Annotated in this window: 12 protein-coding genes; 7 read left to right on the forward strand and 5 right to left on the reverse strand. The window is 50.5% G+C overall.

The features are described from left to right. Positions 1–141 precede the first annotated feature (141 nt). Both E2566_RS19925 and E2566_RS19930 read right to left on the reverse strand, forming a co-directional pair. The gene (locus E2566_RS19925) at positions 142–837 is read right to left on the reverse strand and encodes a pirin family protein (protein ID WP_107171085.1); all 696 of its coding nucleotides are present in this window, start codon (positions 835–837) and stop codon (positions 142–144) included. A 143-nt stretch (positions 838–980) separates the two neighbouring features. Then, entirely contained in the window at positions 981–1,892 is a 912-nt protein-coding gene (locus E2566_RS19930; protein WP_107171084.1) for a LysR family transcriptional regulator, read from the reverse strand. A 117-nt stretch (positions 1,893–2,009) separates the two neighbouring features. On the opposite strand from E2566_RS19930, the gene E2566_RS19935 reads away from it, so the two are divergent. The 6 genes from E2566_RS19935 to E2566_RS19960 all read left to right on the forward strand — a co-directional run bounded on the left by E2566_RS19935 (position 2,010) and on the right by E2566_RS19960 (position 8,046). Beyond that, a complete protein-coding gene (locus E2566_RS19935) occupies positions 2,010–2,861 on the forward strand; it encodes a transporter substrate-binding domain-containing protein (protein ID WP_240618669.1) in 852 nt (283 codons plus the stop codon). Between the two features lie 172 nt (positions 2,862–3,033). Continuing rightward, positions 3,034–3,924, forward strand: a complete 891-nt coding sequence (gene hilA / locus E2566_RS19940) for an L-isoleucine 3(1)-dioxygenase (RefSeq protein WP_107171083.1) — start codon at positions 3,034–3,036, stop codon at positions 3,922–3,924. 62 nt (positions 3,925–3,986) lie between these two features. Beyond that, entirely contained in the window at positions 3,987–4,727 is a 741-nt protein-coding gene (hilB, locus tag E2566_RS19945) for a 3(1)-hydroxy-L-isoleucine 4-dioxygenase HilB (protein WP_240618668.1), read from the forward strand. Next, positions 4,715–5,449: an SDR family NAD(P)-dependent oxidoreductase gene (locus tag E2566_RS19950; protein WP_107171081.1), complete on the forward strand. Its 735-nt coding sequence runs from the start codon at positions 4,715–4,717 to the stop codon at positions 5,447–5,449. The genes hilB and E2566_RS19950 overlap by 13 nt, the downstream gene beginning before the upstream one ends. Positions 5,450–5,496: 47 nt before the next feature. Then, the gene (locus E2566_RS19955; protein ID WP_107171080.1) at positions 5,497–6,753 is read left to right on the forward strand and encodes an ATP-grasp domain-containing protein; all 1,257 of its coding nucleotides are present in this window, start codon (positions 5,497–5,499) and stop codon (positions 6,751–6,753) included. Between the two features lie 51 nt (positions 6,754–6,804). Further along, positions 6,805–8,046: an MFS transporter gene (locus tag E2566_RS19960; RefSeq protein WP_107171079.1), complete on the forward strand. Its 1,242-nt coding sequence runs from the start codon at positions 6,805–6,807 to the stop codon at positions 8,044–8,046. A 326-nt stretch (positions 8,047–8,372) separates the two neighbouring features. Here the strand turns inward: E2566_RS19960 and glpC are convergent, their stop codons facing one another. Genes glpC through glpA form a run of 3 tightly spaced genes read right to left on the reverse strand, consistent with a single transcriptional unit; the run spans position 8,373 to position 12,503 of the window. Next, the gene (glpC, locus tag E2566_RS19965) at positions 8,373–9,584 is read right to left on the reverse strand and encodes an anaerobic glycerol-3-phosphate dehydrogenase subunit GlpC (protein ID WP_107171078.1); all 1,212 of its coding nucleotides are present in this window, start codon (positions 9,582–9,584) and stop codon (positions 8,373–8,375) included. After that, the gene (gene glpB / locus E2566_RS19970) at positions 9,581–10,843 is read right to left on the reverse strand and encodes a glycerol-3-phosphate dehydrogenase subunit GlpB (protein ID WP_107171077.1); all 1,263 of its coding nucleotides are present in this window, start codon (positions 10,841–10,843) and stop codon (positions 9,581–9,583) included. Before glpB ends, glpC begins: the two co-directional genes overlap by 4 nt. Further along, on the reverse strand, positions 10,833–12,503 hold the full coding sequence (gene glpA / locus E2566_RS19975; protein ID WP_168444512.1) for an anaerobic glycerol-3-phosphate dehydrogenase subunit A: 1,671 nt from the start codon (positions 12,501–12,503) through the stop codon (positions 10,833–10,835). Before glpA ends, glpB begins: the two co-directional genes overlap by 11 nt. 320 nt (positions 12,504–12,823) lie before the next feature. On the opposite strand from glpA, the gene glpT reads away from it, so the two are divergent. After that, positions 12,824–14,173, forward strand: a complete 1,350-nt coding sequence (gene glpT, locus E2566_RS19980) for a glycerol-3-phosphate transporter (protein ID WP_107170489.1) — start codon at positions 12,824–12,826, stop codon at positions 14,171–14,173. The last annotated feature ends 20 nt before the right edge of the window (positions 14,174–14,193 follow it).

Raw genomic sequence — 14,193 nt, forward strand, 5'->3', positions numbered from 1 at the left:
GCCTGCTTGAACAGTAACAATCCTAAGACAGAGCCGAAATAGGTATTCATCAATAGATTAACTGCATCTTAAAAACAGTGAATCTATTCACACTTCAAAGGATGAGCCGGCACAAAGCGGTCTGGTAAAGGCCGTGAATCGTTATACCGCCGGCAAATCAAACAGCAGAATTTCACTGTCTGCGCTGGCGTGTACGGAAATCGCCGTTTCGTCCCAGACCGCAAACGCATCGCTGGTTTCCGCTTTCTGCCCGCTAATCTCTACACTGCCGCGCACCACTTGAACCCAAACGCGACGATCGGCCTGGATCTGATACACCGATTGTTCCTGTGCTTTCAGCGCCCAACGCCACAGCGTCATATCCTGAAAGACCTTCAGCGAGCCTTCACGTGCATCCGGGGAGAGCACTAGTTGACGCCCTTGCTGCACATCAAAGCGTTTCTGCTCGTAGCGCGGCGTTAGCCCGGTTTTTTCTGGGATAATCCAGATCTGATACAGGTGCAGCGGTTCGTCCTTACTGGCATTGTATTCAGAGTGACGAATGCCCGTTCCCGCGCTCATAATCTGGAATTCACCCGCGGGCACCTGCTCTTTATTTCCCATGCTGTCCTGATGTTCAACCGCACCGGACAACACATAGGTGAGAATTTCCATATCTTTATGCGGATGTGTGCCGAAGCCCTGACCGCCTTCGATAACGTCTTCGTTAATCACGCGCAGTGCTGAGAACCCCATGAAATCAGGATCGTAATAATCGGCGAATGAGAATGTATGCCAGCTGTCGAGCCAGCCATGGTTAGCATGTCCGCGATCTTGCGCTTGACGTAAATAGATCATGTTCTTTCCTCCTGCGTTTCTGATAAGGAAAGTGTAACGGGCAGTGGTAAATAAGATAGCGCAAAAAACTCACCGCTCTGTTCGAAAAATCAGAACGGGATAGAGGGCTGCCGGGGCATCTCATGAACATCCCCGTCTCTTAGCTATTTCGTTTTCAACCACGCCATAAAATCGTCAATAAACACACGCGTTTTCAGCGGCAACAAACGGTTTGGTAATGTAATGGCGTAGGTCGTCATTGGCATGGGATTCTCAATACGCCAGTCTGACAGCACGCGTTTCAAGCGGCCGTTAAGCAAATAACTATTTGCGATAAACGTTGGAATCAGTGCTATACCCACCCCCTGTAATATCGCATCAATCATCGCATCACTGTTATTGATCATCAACCTTGGGGTAAGCAGCACGCTTTCCATTTGATCATGTCGCCAGAAGCACCACTCGCCGCGAAACTGTGAATCGTTAGGAAAGAAAATATTGTGCTGGCTCAGGAAGCTTGGCGTCTGTGGCAGGGGCTGTTCGTATTCCCGCGCGCAGACTAATACATAATCAATAGGCATCAGTGCGCGTGCGACCATGTTGGCCGGGGGCGTATCCGTCACACGTAGCGCAAGATCATAGGAGCCATTCATCAGATTTTCTATCTGATCAGTGAGGTTCAACTCGATATTAATCTCTGAATAGTCGCGTAGAAAACCAGGAAGAAACGGAGTAAGCAGAATTTTCCCCAATGTAATTGGAGCGGTAATACGCAGCACGCCTTTAGGTTTGTCACTATAACTGTCTGCCTGTGAGAAAAGTGAGCTGGTGGCAGCAAGAACAGTTAACGCTTGATGATATATTTCCTGCCCAGCTTCTGTAACCGAGAGCGAACGAGTGGTACGAGTAAATAAAATCAGATTGAGGCGTTTCTCCAGCCGGTCAATCATGCGACTGGCAGAAGAAGGAGTCATAGAAAGCGCACGAGCGGCAGATGAAAACCCACCTTTTTCAACAACTTGAACAAAAAGCATTAAGCTCGGTAAAACTTCAGTTAGCTCATTGATGTTCTTCACGCATAACTCTTTTGCTTTTCAACTATCTATTCAAATTATCACCGAACCGTATGATGTTCAACAGAGGCTTACATGTCGAAAATATGACTATTATTAACCTTTTCTGATAGGTTCCCTATGTATGAACAATCGATAATTAAACGTATTCAACAGCATAATGTTCTGAATGTTGGCGTCAGTTTAGGGTTTAAAGGGCTGTCGCAACGTGATGCAGTCAGCAACGCCTGGGAAGGATTTGATATCGATTTAGCACGCGCAGTGGCAATCTCAGTATTGGCTGACAGTGGCAAAATTCATTTTGTCCCGTTGCAATCGGCAGACCGTTTTCAAGCATTACGAGATGGAGTAATCGACTTGGGTACTTTTAACTCAAGCGTTACCTTTCAGCGCGAAGTCGAATTTGGCGTCAGCTTTGTCCACCCGATGCTATTTGATGGCGAAGTGCTGATGACTTCATATAATAATCTGACGCAAGCAACACCACAGGCTCAATTTACCCGCCAACGTCGTATTGCTGCGATGCGTGGCTCGACTACCGAAGAGAATCTTACACGCTACTTCGCTGGACTGAATTTGTCATGTGACATCATCTTATTTGACTCCCCCCGCCAGGCTCGTCGTGCCTACCAACAAGGAGAATGCGACATTTATTGTCTGGATAGTTACCTTCTGGCTGGAGAGCACGTACAACTGGCAGATAAAGAGCAGCATTTAATTCTAGATGATCGCATTTCGTTGGAGGTCATGGCGCCAGCTATCAATTCACAAGATCCACAGTGGCACACCGCCACCCGGTGGGTAATGCGTGCGCTAATTGAGGCAGAAAACCTTGGCTTGAATAGCCATAATTCAGTGCAAAGAGCGATAATCCTGTCGGTTATCTACGTACCTTTCTCTTTCCAGACCCAATCCTCTGCCAGCATCTGGGTCTGCAACCCGAATTTATTCGCGACATTATTCGTCAGATAGGAAATTACGGTGAAATATTTGAACGTCATCTGGGAAAATATTCAGAATTAAAACAACCGCGCAGGGATAATAAAACGTGGATTGAAGGTGGAATGCTCTGGTCACCTTTATTCATCTGATTATTCCCCTTTAATACCTTAACCTCTACAAAGAATATTGACAAAGGACTATCATGAATGAATTGTTAGCTACAGAACCAAAGAGAAAATATTTGACAGGGTCTTCCAAATCTAACTTTGGTTATTTAGAGTCAACAGATGGAGAAATTGATTTCTCTATTGTAAAGAACATTATTCTTCATGGGCATCATAACGGTAACGTACTTTATATTATCCGTAATTATGCTCATGAAGCAGTATGTAAGGCCATAGCTGATACATTTAATCGTGTAGTGGTAGAAAATGGAAGAAATCGTCCAGATGATGGTTTCGTTTTGACCAACCAAGTCGGTGCCACGCAGTTCTCTCGTAATGGGCAGCAATATATTTACGAAGTCAATCGCGTGAATCAGTGCGTTGCCGACCTCATGGCGATGACCGATGAACACGGCAATGAATCCCTCTTCCTTAATCGTACCTTAGAAGCGGAGTTTCTGAATCACGGTATCCATTTTGGCCCTGCACGTTTTAAAAATGGTTATGCCTGCTTTGCAACCTTCCGCCGCTGGCTGGACAATGGTGTAATGTCACTGATGCCACACGAAGACATGGCGCAGGTTGATTTTGCTCGTGAAGATGGTTTCGAGATCGCCAACACACAAACAGTTACAGCCTACAACGCCTGCCTTGAAGGCGCTAAAGGTGGCGGCCAGTTGAAGATTTGGAACCTGATACCTGATGACCAGTGCCGCAAAAGCTTGGGTGTTAGTCGAACGGGCTATCCTTACCCACCACATCTATTGGAAGGAATTGAGTCTCTCTCTGTACAGCTTAACGCAGGAGACCTCTACTTTATGAATGCCTGCCATCTACATGGTGTCAGCAGCGTCAGTGAAGGAAGTCGACTCACCGCAGGGCGCTTTATTGGCAAATTGAGCGACCGTAAAGTCGTTTACTGGACGTAGTCCAATAGTTTACATCCTGAATAGACTTCTACGTTTCTGTTTTAAAAATGGAGGCATGAATTATGGAATATGCAAAGCATCTTTCCAGGCAGGGCTACGCCTTTATTCCTGGTCAACATTATCAATCTATTGAAAATATGCAGTTTAAAAATAAAGAATTATTTACTTCTGAACTAAATATTTTAAAGAGAAGCTACCAAGATTTAACCCTCGACCCTTATTCTCCAGGAAATCGCTGGCGGGGGTATGCCCAGTGTCAACGTAATGAAAAAGGGGAATTACTGTTTGGAAAGTTCAGCCCATATAAGCAAACAAAAGCTTATAACCCGGATACCGGCGATATTGTGCGCGATTATCCATTATTGCCAGAGCACATCACTGGCAATCGGCTGCTGCAAACTTTACTGATGGATGACTTCCGTCTGGTTGAGGCATACGAACACATTGGCCCACTGGAAAATCTAACCATTGGTATTCATTTGTTTCGTTATCAGGCAGATGTTGATACCCCAGCATACAGTTCCCCAGTGTGGCTACACAAAGACGATGAAGATATCGTTTTTGTCCATTTGATTAATGTCTCTTCCAATATGTTGGGTGGTGACAGCTTGATTGCCAGTCACCCACGCGGTATCGAACGGGTACTGCGTCTCGAACAGCTTTTCGACACTTTGGTGGTCAATCACGACAAGCTTCATGCCGTCACTCCCGTAGGTGCACGTGCGGACAGCGGCGTCGCACAGCGCGATATCATACTGATTACTTTCCAGCGAAATCAAAAGGACATCACATGTGCAGCCTGACACACACAGCTTTTATTACCGGTGCATCCAGCGGTATTGGTCGCGCTCTGGCCAGCGCGTTTTTGGCGGAGGGCTACCATGTTAATGGCATTGAACGTTCGCCTTCCGCTTTTGAAGAAGAGCCATCTTATCAGCATCATCAGTTGGATGTTACCGACTCAGTTCATCTCGCTGAACTGTTTGAAACAACAGAATATGGTGAAACCAATAATGTACTGATCAACTGCGCCGGCACTCGAGAAATTTGCAGTATTGCTGATTTGACCTTAGCCCTGTGGGAAAACGTATTTGCCCTGAACGTTACCGCCAGCTTTGTAGCAGGCCGCGCCTTTTGCCAACAACTGCTGAAACGGAAACGCCCTGGCAATATGGTCAACATGGCTTCAGTTTCCGGCCTGATGGGGGAGCCCAATCGCACCGCATATGTATCGTCTAAACATGCGGTCATCGGTCTGACTAAACAGCTAGCTCTAGAGTACGGCAAACACCATATAAGGGTGAATGCCATTGCACCCGGCGTGATCCGTACGCCACTCACAGAAGCTTATTACCACAACGCCACACAGTTGGAAAAAATCCAACGTGGGCAGTTTTTACCGGTTTTCGGGGAGACGCGTGACATCGCTGATGCCGCACTCTATCTCACCTCGCCCCAGGCGCGTTTTGTCACCGGTTCTACGCTGGTGATTGATGGCGGCTGGACGCTTGGCAAAGACCTTTAATGTTGTGAGCCACGTTGGGGGCTCGAATATAATTTGGGAGAAAGTATATGGAAAATCGTTACCTCTTAATTTTAGGAGGCGAATTTGCGCTTCGTGAACGCGTGCTGGCAGGAGCACTCAGAGCCTCCAGCGGTATGCGTGTACTCACCATGGCCAAAAACCGCACCACGCCCACAATCAAGTTTTTCGATGGTTACTTATCGGGTGATGTGGCCGATGAGCAAGCCGTATTAGAAGCAGTAAAAACCTATGAACAGAAAACGGGGAGCACTCCAGCAGCAGTCATCCCAATGAATGACTTCACCGTCCGCGCCGCAAGTCTGGTAACCGAACACTACGGTTTGGCAGGCAACAGCCGTCAAACTATTCATAACTGCCGCGACAAATTTGTAATGAAGCAATTGTTGAAAGATGCTGGACTACCGGTGCCACGCTTCGCTGCTTTCAGTACGTTAGAGGAACTCAAAGATCACATTAGAGAGATTGGCCTGCCAGTCGTGATCAAACCACGTGAAATGGCTGGCAGTCTGGGTGTGTTAAAAATTACGTGTGAAGAGGAAATTGAGCCGAGTTTTTCCCGCAGCGTGGCCGATGTTATTTCGTTGAATGGTGAATCCCACGCGCCGGAAGATCTCTTTCAGGTAGAAGAGTATGTTACGGCCAGACAAGAGGTGAGTGTCGAGGTGATTAATCAGGGAGATTACCATCGTGCCATTGCAGTCACCGACAAATACCTGGGTAATGAGCCGCATTTCGTGGAGATCGGCCATACCGTACCCTCGGTACATTCCGACAATACCCAACTACGCGATATCGCCGAACGAGCCTGCCATGCACTTGGTGTCCATTACGGTGTCGCACACTTTGAGGCACGAATAACGCCTGCGGGCGAAATCAAAATCATTGAGGTAGGTGCCCGTACCGGCGGCGACACCATTATGGATCTGGTTGAACGTAGTTATGGTATTAATCCATATGAACTTCACATACTTAGCCACTTGAACGCACTGAAACCGCTGCCAGACACCTTGCTGCCGAGAGGTCTAAGCGCTGTGGCCTTTATCAAAGCTCCGCTTGGTGTGATCGAGAAAGTAACACTCCCTACCAGTCTGCCGGATCACATCGTCAATATGCAGATAACCGCAAAACCGCTGGATGTATCGAAAAATCTGGAGTCATGGAAAACGCGCGAGGGTTCGGTGGAATTCTTTTGGCCTAACCGTGAGCCGGAAGAAGGCTTCAATGAACATCTAAAGACGGCGGATGAATACGCGAGCTCACTTTTTACCCTACGTCACGTCTGATGAGAACTGAGCCGCTACCCAGCGACTCTTGGATCAGGATTGAGGAATTTTATGAACGGCGACAACTTTGGTTTAAAACGTTTCGTCTTTTCCCGTTTTGTAGGTGCACTGTGCGATCAGTTTCTGCTGTTTGCCGTTCCGCTCGCGATTCTAAAAGCCACTGGCTCACTCACGTTTGCATCTCTGGCTTTTGTCATTGAGTGGCTACCGCGCATCATCTTTTTCCCACTGTCTGGTTTTATGGCCGACCGTATTAAGCCCCGTTTCATCTTCTTTAATGTCGATGCGGTTCGTGCAGTGTTGATGATAGTGACTTTTGTCGCTCTCTACCTGTACCCACAAGCCACGTTTCCAGCCCTAGCCACAATGATGGCTCTGCTATCGGTGGCCTATGTGCTTAACTTTGTTGCCACTGATGCCCTACTACCACGTCATATCTCGTCCGACGCGTTGCCTAAAGCCCATACCATGCTACAAGGCGTCGATCAGATAACCATGGTGTTAGGTCCAGCAATCGCCGTCATCATTTCAGCTTACGGTGGCATTAACAGTATTCTGCTCGTGGCTGCGGTACTTTTTGCCATTTCCGCCATCAACTATCTCTTTCTGGAAACACACGATCTAGATGTCACGGAAAAAATGGGATTGGGTACGCTTATAGAATCTAACCGCACGGCACTAACGGTACTGAAGCAAAATAAAATCCTGTTGCACCTTTGTGCGCTAACGTGGGTAGTGAATTTAGTGTACGGCTCAGCTCTGGTAGTGAGTGCTGCTGTGATTCTTCAGGAGTTTAACCTATCGGATCGTTACTTCGGCGTATTACAGACCACTGCCGCCGTAGTAACGATTATTACGTTTTTCTTCGTACCGCGATTTGCCCGTCGCTTTGGCCTGTCATCGCTGGGTACCTTATCATTTTGTGCCATGATCTTGGCAGGAGCAGTGATGTCTCTGTCCATCGATTACACGATGTATCTAATCGGTTATGCGGTACTGATGGCGTTTGACGGATCTTTCAGTGTTTACCTACGTACACTGCGCAGCCAAGTCATACCTAAAGAACACTTAGGCAAAACCATGGGACTGATTGGCTTGATGAATATGTGCTCAGTGCCAGCCAGCGGAGCAATCGTGTCACTGCTCTCAGGTAGCTTCATGCCTCTGCAAATTATCGCCATAATTTTGGTTGCAGCACTGATATTCGGGATTGCGCTGATTGTGTTCGGTCGCCGTGCCTTTGGCTATCGTAGCTGGCTACCGCCTGTCATCACGGCTAATGCTTCAAGCTAATTATCTTACGGCAGGGTAATTTTAGAGATTATCGTTTATGGATAGTGAGGTCGTGGCTCATTTCTATTGATAATCAAAAAAGTATGGCAAAAAAAAAGCCAGCACCCGAGCTGGCTAAATAATACTGGAAGCAATGTGAGCAATGTCGTGCCTTCACAGGGAAACCGGCTCGTCATCAACACCACTAACACAGGCATATGACACCGTTCCCCGGAACGCACAGCAATAATAATCATTATCATTCGCAGTTGTAAAGTGCTTTTTGCGATAAATTCTTATTCTCAATACGGACTGAGGAACAGCCCGTTTTGCTCCCCTGCTGTTTGTTACTCTGGCTGCGCCAATGACCTCGCCAGCAGTGTGATCGGATGTTCACACCGTTTGCTGGTCGACATCTCAATCTGCCATTTACACGTTTCGCAGTCTGTCACCACAATATCGACGCCGCTCTCTTCAATCTGCTGAAACAGCGGAGCGCCAATCCCTTGCGAGGTCGCGTAATTCTCTTTTTTAAAACCGTAGGTGCCTGCAATACCGCAGCACTGGGAATCCAGCATCACCAGTTCAAGACCAGGAATACGTTGCAGCAGCGCTAAGGTATACGCCGTCCAGCCCATACGTTCCAGATGGCAGGGCGTGTGATACGCCACCCGCAGCGGCAATTTACGCAGCGGCAGCGTTCGCCCTTCTTCTTCCAACAGGCGATAAAGCTGGCGCGTCACCAGTTCGACACCATCACGCACGTGGCTGTTATCCACACCCAGCAGGTGCGGGTATTCATCCCGCAGCGTGAACGTACAGCTGGATGACGTCGCGACCACCGGCAGGGATTTCTGATTGATCGCCTCATCCAGTGATGTGATATTCGCATGCGCTTGTTTTCTAGCCTTGTCGTGAAAACCATTGGCGATCAGCGGCACACCGCAGCATTTCTCTTTATTCAGCAACTGGACGCCAATGCCCATCGCGTTAAAGACCTGAACCAAATCTTTACCCAGCTGTGGATGGTTGTAGTTCACATAGCAGCCGTGGAAGTAAGCGATCTGTTCATCATAGTTCTGCTGCTTTGCCGCTTGCTGACGATACCAGCGCCGAAAAGTACCGAACGAATATTTCGGCAGTTGGCGACGATGGTCAATTTTCAACGCTTTATCCAGCAGTTGGCGCACGGGCTTCAGGCTGGTAGCCGTATTAACCAGCGGCGCAAACGGCGTGGCAATCGACCCCATGAAGTCGGTATGGCTCAGAATCGCGTCACGCAATGTCGGCTTGTGGCTGCTGTGCGTCGCTTTCGCACGCTGAATGATGTCGCCAATTTTGACATCTGACGGGCAGGCGACTTCACAGCGTTTGCAGTTAGTACAGTATTTCAGCGCATCATCGTACAGCGCCGGATCTTTACGCCGCAGACGTTCACCGTCTGGCCCAGCCTGTTTCGGGCCAGGGTAAAGCGGGTTCACACGCGAAACCGGACAGTACGTGGTACAGACCGTACACTTGATGCAATCTTCAAAACTGTTATCGCTAAGCAGGCTCATGGGTTGCCCTCCTTCAAAATCTGTTCGGCAACATGAAGCGCACTGAGCAAGGAAACCCCCGCTCCGCATCCCTGTACAATAGGGTCGAACCCTTCCAGCACCGCACCAATCGCATACAGGTTGTTGACCGTTTCTCCCCCGATACGCGGATGCAGATGTTCATCGACAATCACACCAAATTGCATATAAGGCTGTGGCGCAAACACATCCTGCTGGCTCCAGCCCTCACGCTGCTCTGCAAACCGAACGTCCAGCCCAAAGACCGGCTCAGTCACCCGATCGAACTGCGTCACCAGCCCGTTGCTGAAGAAGCTACCACTCGCCAGCACCGCGTACTTCGCCCGTAGCGGGATATCACGGTGATGGTGGCTGTGAACGGCAATCTCCTGCGAAGACAGCGATGCACGCACCGCGCGATCGCCCGGCATCACCATGCCACCCAGTTGACGGAAACGCTGCGACAGCGCCTGATGCAAACGTAACCCGAGTACTGACGGCGGTAAGGTTGGCAGCAGCAGCACCGGTTTACCTAACGCATCAGCGAGTTCACGCACGATCTCGGGGCTATCCAATCCCAGACAGGCAGGCATGATGATGGCATCGTTACCGTTGGCCAGAAGCGACAGTTCGTCCACCAGCGCCGCACGATTTTCTGGTCGATCCAGCACACGGGCGATGTTTACCGCACGGAATTCGCTGGGGTTTTGACGTAACCGATCCAACACGGGCAGCTTGAGCTCATCGCTGCGCGCCGCAATACCCTGCGTCTGAAGCGTGCCGGCCACAATACGAGACTGAAAATCCAGAAAGCCTTCAATACCGGCAATCAGCGGGTTGTCGCCAAAACGGGAATCCGGCAGACCACGCATTACGCCATCAACCGGGCTTAGCCAGCATGCACGAAACTTACCTAACGGCGTCATACGCCAGTGGTTCTGCTGATGGTTGCCCAACAGGGAGATAGTGCTGCGTTCCAGCAACGCCTCGACCTGTGGCAACAGTGCGGCAATCGCGGCCGCCCCCATACGAGAATAAGGGTGATGAGGAGCCTGGCTCGCTAGCGCACCCAGTGCCTCAAGCGGCTGGCTAACGGGCTGCCCGTCAGGAAGATGGGAAAGTAAATCCAGCGCACCGGAAGAAAAATGCAGCGCATTCTGCCCAGCGCTAACAATTGCGCAGCGTTTTCCCTGCTCCGCCAGGCGAATGCCGCAGGTCAGCCCCGCCAACCCGCCGCCGATAATCACAACGTCATAGCGCATGACGATCCTCCTGACTGTCGCTGGCCGTCAGGCCGCACAGTCCCTGATAAATCCAACTGGTAAACTCGCTTTCGCGTAGCGCATTGCCCCATGCGACGGGGCGAATGCCTTTCCAACGTTCGTTCAAAAACTGGCTGAGCTGCGTAAGCGACTGCTCTGGCGTCGCGGTTCCCAGGCGGCATAACAAACCTGCCGCGCGACAGGCGCACAGCTCACCCTGACAGGTGCCCATGCCAACACGAGTACGCCGACGCAAATCAATCAAGTTATTCACCTGCAACGATTCCACGGCGTAGCGCACTTCCCCTGCCGTCACGGCTTCACATTCACACACCAGACTGCGATCCAAACGTTCACCGGACAGCATTCGCCCGGCACGCTCACCGTGGCGATAGATCGCCGAACCGCGCAGTGGCGCAGAGAGCGGTTTTGCCGCAGGGTAAGCTGACAGGGCGTGGGGGGCTGTTCTCACCTCTTCCAGCGATTCTGAGCCGGGCAGCGGCGTCTGCGCCGTCGAACACGCGACGTCATGACCCAGCTTTTTACAGATAGCGTCCGTCACCCATTCAGCCATCAGGCGATAGGTCATCAGTTTGCCGCCGGTGATAGTAATAAACCCTTCCAGCCCGTCACGGCTGGCATGGTCAAGCAGCACAATGCCGCGGCTCACGCTACGCCCGCTAGGGTCACTATCGTTGGCAACCAGCGGGCGCACGCCTGCATAGGCGCGTAGAATTCTCGTGCTTGCCAGCGACGGCGCCAACATCGAGCCTTCCCGCATCAGCGTTTCCACCTCGGCAGGCGTCACCAGCATATTGTCGATCTGATCGTAGTCGATGTGGGTTGAGGTGGTGCCAATCAGCGAAATGGTATCGCCCGGCACCAGAATGTCGGCATCCGCCGGTTTACGGCAGCGGTTGATCACCATGTTGTTGATACGGTGTCCAAGAATCAACAGCGCGCCTTTTGCCGGGAACATGCGCACACGCAGATCGGCATATTCCGCAATCTGTTGTCCCCAAATACCGCCAGCATTAACCACCACCTGCGCATAGATTTCTGTTTCTACACCTTTTTTGTGGTCGAAAACGCGCACACCGGTAATGCGATCGCCCTGACGAATCAGCCCGATAACTTCATGATAGGTTAGGACTTCCGCGCCATGCTCGCAGGCATCAATCATGTTGGCCGCCGTCAGGCGAAAAGGATCGACAGAGCCATCTGGCACGCGAACCGCGCCAATCAATGTAGGGTTTGCCGCCGGCTCAAGCCTAAGCGCTTCCTGCGGGTCTATCGCCTGTGCGCGAATCCCCGCCTGCTGGCAAGCGGTAATGAATTGCGTCTGCCAGCCGAGGTCATCTTCCGGCAAGGTGATAAACAGGCCATCGGTAGGTTCAATGCAATGGCGAGCGATCCGCCGGAGAATCTGGTTCTCTTCAATACATTCGCGGGCAGATTCGCCATCGGTTACCGCATAGCGGGCACCGCTGTGTAATAAACCATGATTACGCCCGGTCGCACCGGTCGCAATATCATAGCGTTCAAGCAACAGGCAGCGCAGTCCACGCAGGGCACAATCCCGTGCCGTACCCGCCCCCGTCGCACCACCGCCGATGACAACCACGTCAGTTTCACGCCAGTTCCCAGTGTTTTGCATCATATTCTCGCTCCAGGCGGAGGATATAGAGGGTATATATGTTGCTATTGGGACACAAAAAGGAGGGTTAATGTTTGATAAAGAGCAAAAACGAACACTAAACGAAAATAAATGAGAGTTTAAAAACGATAAGTGTGATTTACATCACTAAAACCACACTGTGTAATTTTCCGATTCTGTTAACATGAGCGCAAAAATCGTCACAGTTTCATAAAAGTGTAACATTAGCGTCATGAATCACACTCATTTGCACGCTATCCCCTTACAATAACGTTCGTAATAGAACAAAAAAGCTATCGTTTTTTTTCGCATTGGAGATATCTATGCTGAGTATTTTTAGGCCCGCAGCCCACCAGCCACGCGTGTCGCAGGATCGTGTCGATCCCCTCTATCGCCGCCTACGCTGGCAGATTTTCATGGGGATCTTTTTTGGCTACGCCGCCTACTATCTGGTACGTAAAAATTTCACCCTGGCCATGCCTTACCTGATTGAGCAGGGTTTCTCGCGCGGCGATCTTGGCTTTGCGTTGTCCGGTATCTCCATCGCCTACGGCTTTTCCAAATTCATCATGGGTTCGGTATCTGACCGTTCCAACCCACGGGTTTTCCTGCCTGCCGGTCTGATTCTGGCGGCCGCCGTGATGCTGTTCATGGGCTTCGTGCCGTGGGCAACATCAAGCATCGCGGTTATGTTCGTCCTTCTGTTCCTGTGCGGCTGGTTCCAGGGAATGGGCTGGCCACCGTGCGGGCGCACCATGGTTCACTGGTGGTCGCAGAAAGAACGTGGCGGCATTGTGTCAGTATGGAACTGTGCTCATAACGTCGGCGGCGGGCTTCCACCTCTGCTGTTCCTGCTGGGTATGGCCTGGTTTAACGACTGGAAAGCCGCACTCTACATGCCAGCCTTCGCCGCGATTCTGGTTGCACTCATCGCATTTGCCTTAATGCGTGATACCCCGCAATCCTGTGGTCTACCACCAGTCGAAGAGTACAAAAACGACTATCCGGTTGATTACAATGAAAAAGATGAAGAGGAACTGACGGCTAAGCAGATTTTCATGCAGTACGTTTTCCCGAACAAACTGCTGTGGTACATCGCTATTGCCAACGTCTTCGTTTACCTGCTGCGTTACGGCATCCTCGACTGGTCACCAACTTACCTGAAGGAAGTGAAGCACTTCGCGCTGGATAAATCCTCTTGGGCTTACTTCCTGTACGAATACGCGGGTATTCCGGGCACGCTACTGTGCGGCTGGATGTCTGATAAGGTCTTCAAAGGCAACCGTGGTGCAACGGGCGTGTTCTTTATGGCACTCGTCACGATAGCGACCATCGTTTACTGGATGAACCCAGCCGGTAATCCGGGTGTGGACATGGCGTGTATGATCATCATCGGCTTCCTGATTTACGGACCGGTTATGCTGATTGGCCTGCACGCGCTGGAATTGGCACCGAAGAAAGCAGCCGGCACCGCAGCGGGTTTCACTGGCCTGTTTGGCTACCTCGGTGGCTCCGTTGCCGCCAGCGCCATCGTTGGCTATACCGTTGACTTCTTCGGTTGGGACGGCGGCTTTATGGTGATGATCGGCGGCAGCATTATGGCGGTACTTCTGCTAATTGTTGTTATGCTGAATGAGAAAAAGCATAAAGCCGAGTTAGCCAACCGCGCTTAACCCGCTCTTGTAAGCATCCC

The organism is Pectobacterium punjabense (assembly GCF_012427845.1).
GTDB lineage: Bacteria > Pseudomonadota > Gammaproteobacteria > Enterobacterales > Enterobacteriaceae > Pectobacterium > Pectobacterium punjabense.

What these genes read in the sequence shown, in the direction of transcription:
- E2566_RS19950 (WP_107171081.1), top strand. Translation starts at nt 4,715, where the DNA reads ATGTGCAGCCTGACACACACAGCTTTTATTACCGGTGCATCCAGCGGT.
- E2566_RS19935 (WP_240618669.1), top strand. Translation starts at nt 2,010, where the DNA reads ATGTATGAACAATCGATAATTAAACGTATTCAACAGCATAATGTTCTG.
- glpB (WP_107171077.1), bottom strand. Translation starts at nt 10,843, where the DNA reads ATGCGCTATGACGTTGTGATTATCGGCGGCGGGTTGGCGGGGCTGACC.
- glpT (WP_107170489.1), top strand. Translation starts at nt 12,824, where the DNA reads ATGCTGAGTATTTTTAGGCCCGCAGCCCACCAGCCACGCGTGTCGCAG.
- glpA (WP_168444512.1), bottom strand. Translation starts at nt 12,503, where the DNA reads ATGATGCAAAACACTGGGAACTGGCGTGAAACTGACGTGGTTGTCATC.
- hilB (WP_240618668.1), top strand. Translation starts at nt 3,987, where the DNA reads ATGGAATATGCAAAGCATCTTTCCAGGCAGGGCTACGCCTTTATTCCT.
- E2566_RS19925 (WP_107171085.1), bottom strand. Translation starts at nt 837, where the DNA reads ATGATCTATTTACGTCAAGCGCAAGATCGCGGACATGCTAACCATGGC.
- hilA (WP_107171083.1), top strand. Translation starts at nt 3,034, where the DNA reads ATGAATGAATTGTTAGCTACAGAACCAAAGAGAAAATATTTGACAGGG.
- glpC (WP_107171078.1), bottom strand. Translation starts at nt 9,584, where the DNA reads ATGAGCCTGCTTAGCGATAACAGTTTTGAAGATTGCATCAAGTGTACG.
- E2566_RS19960 (WP_107171079.1), top strand. Translation starts at nt 6,805, where the DNA reads ATGAACGGCGACAACTTTGGTTTAAAACGTTTCGTCTTTTCCCGTTTT.
- E2566_RS19955 (WP_107171080.1), top strand. Translation starts at nt 5,497, where the DNA reads ATGGAAAATCGTTACCTCTTAATTTTAGGAGGCGAATTTGCGCTTCGT.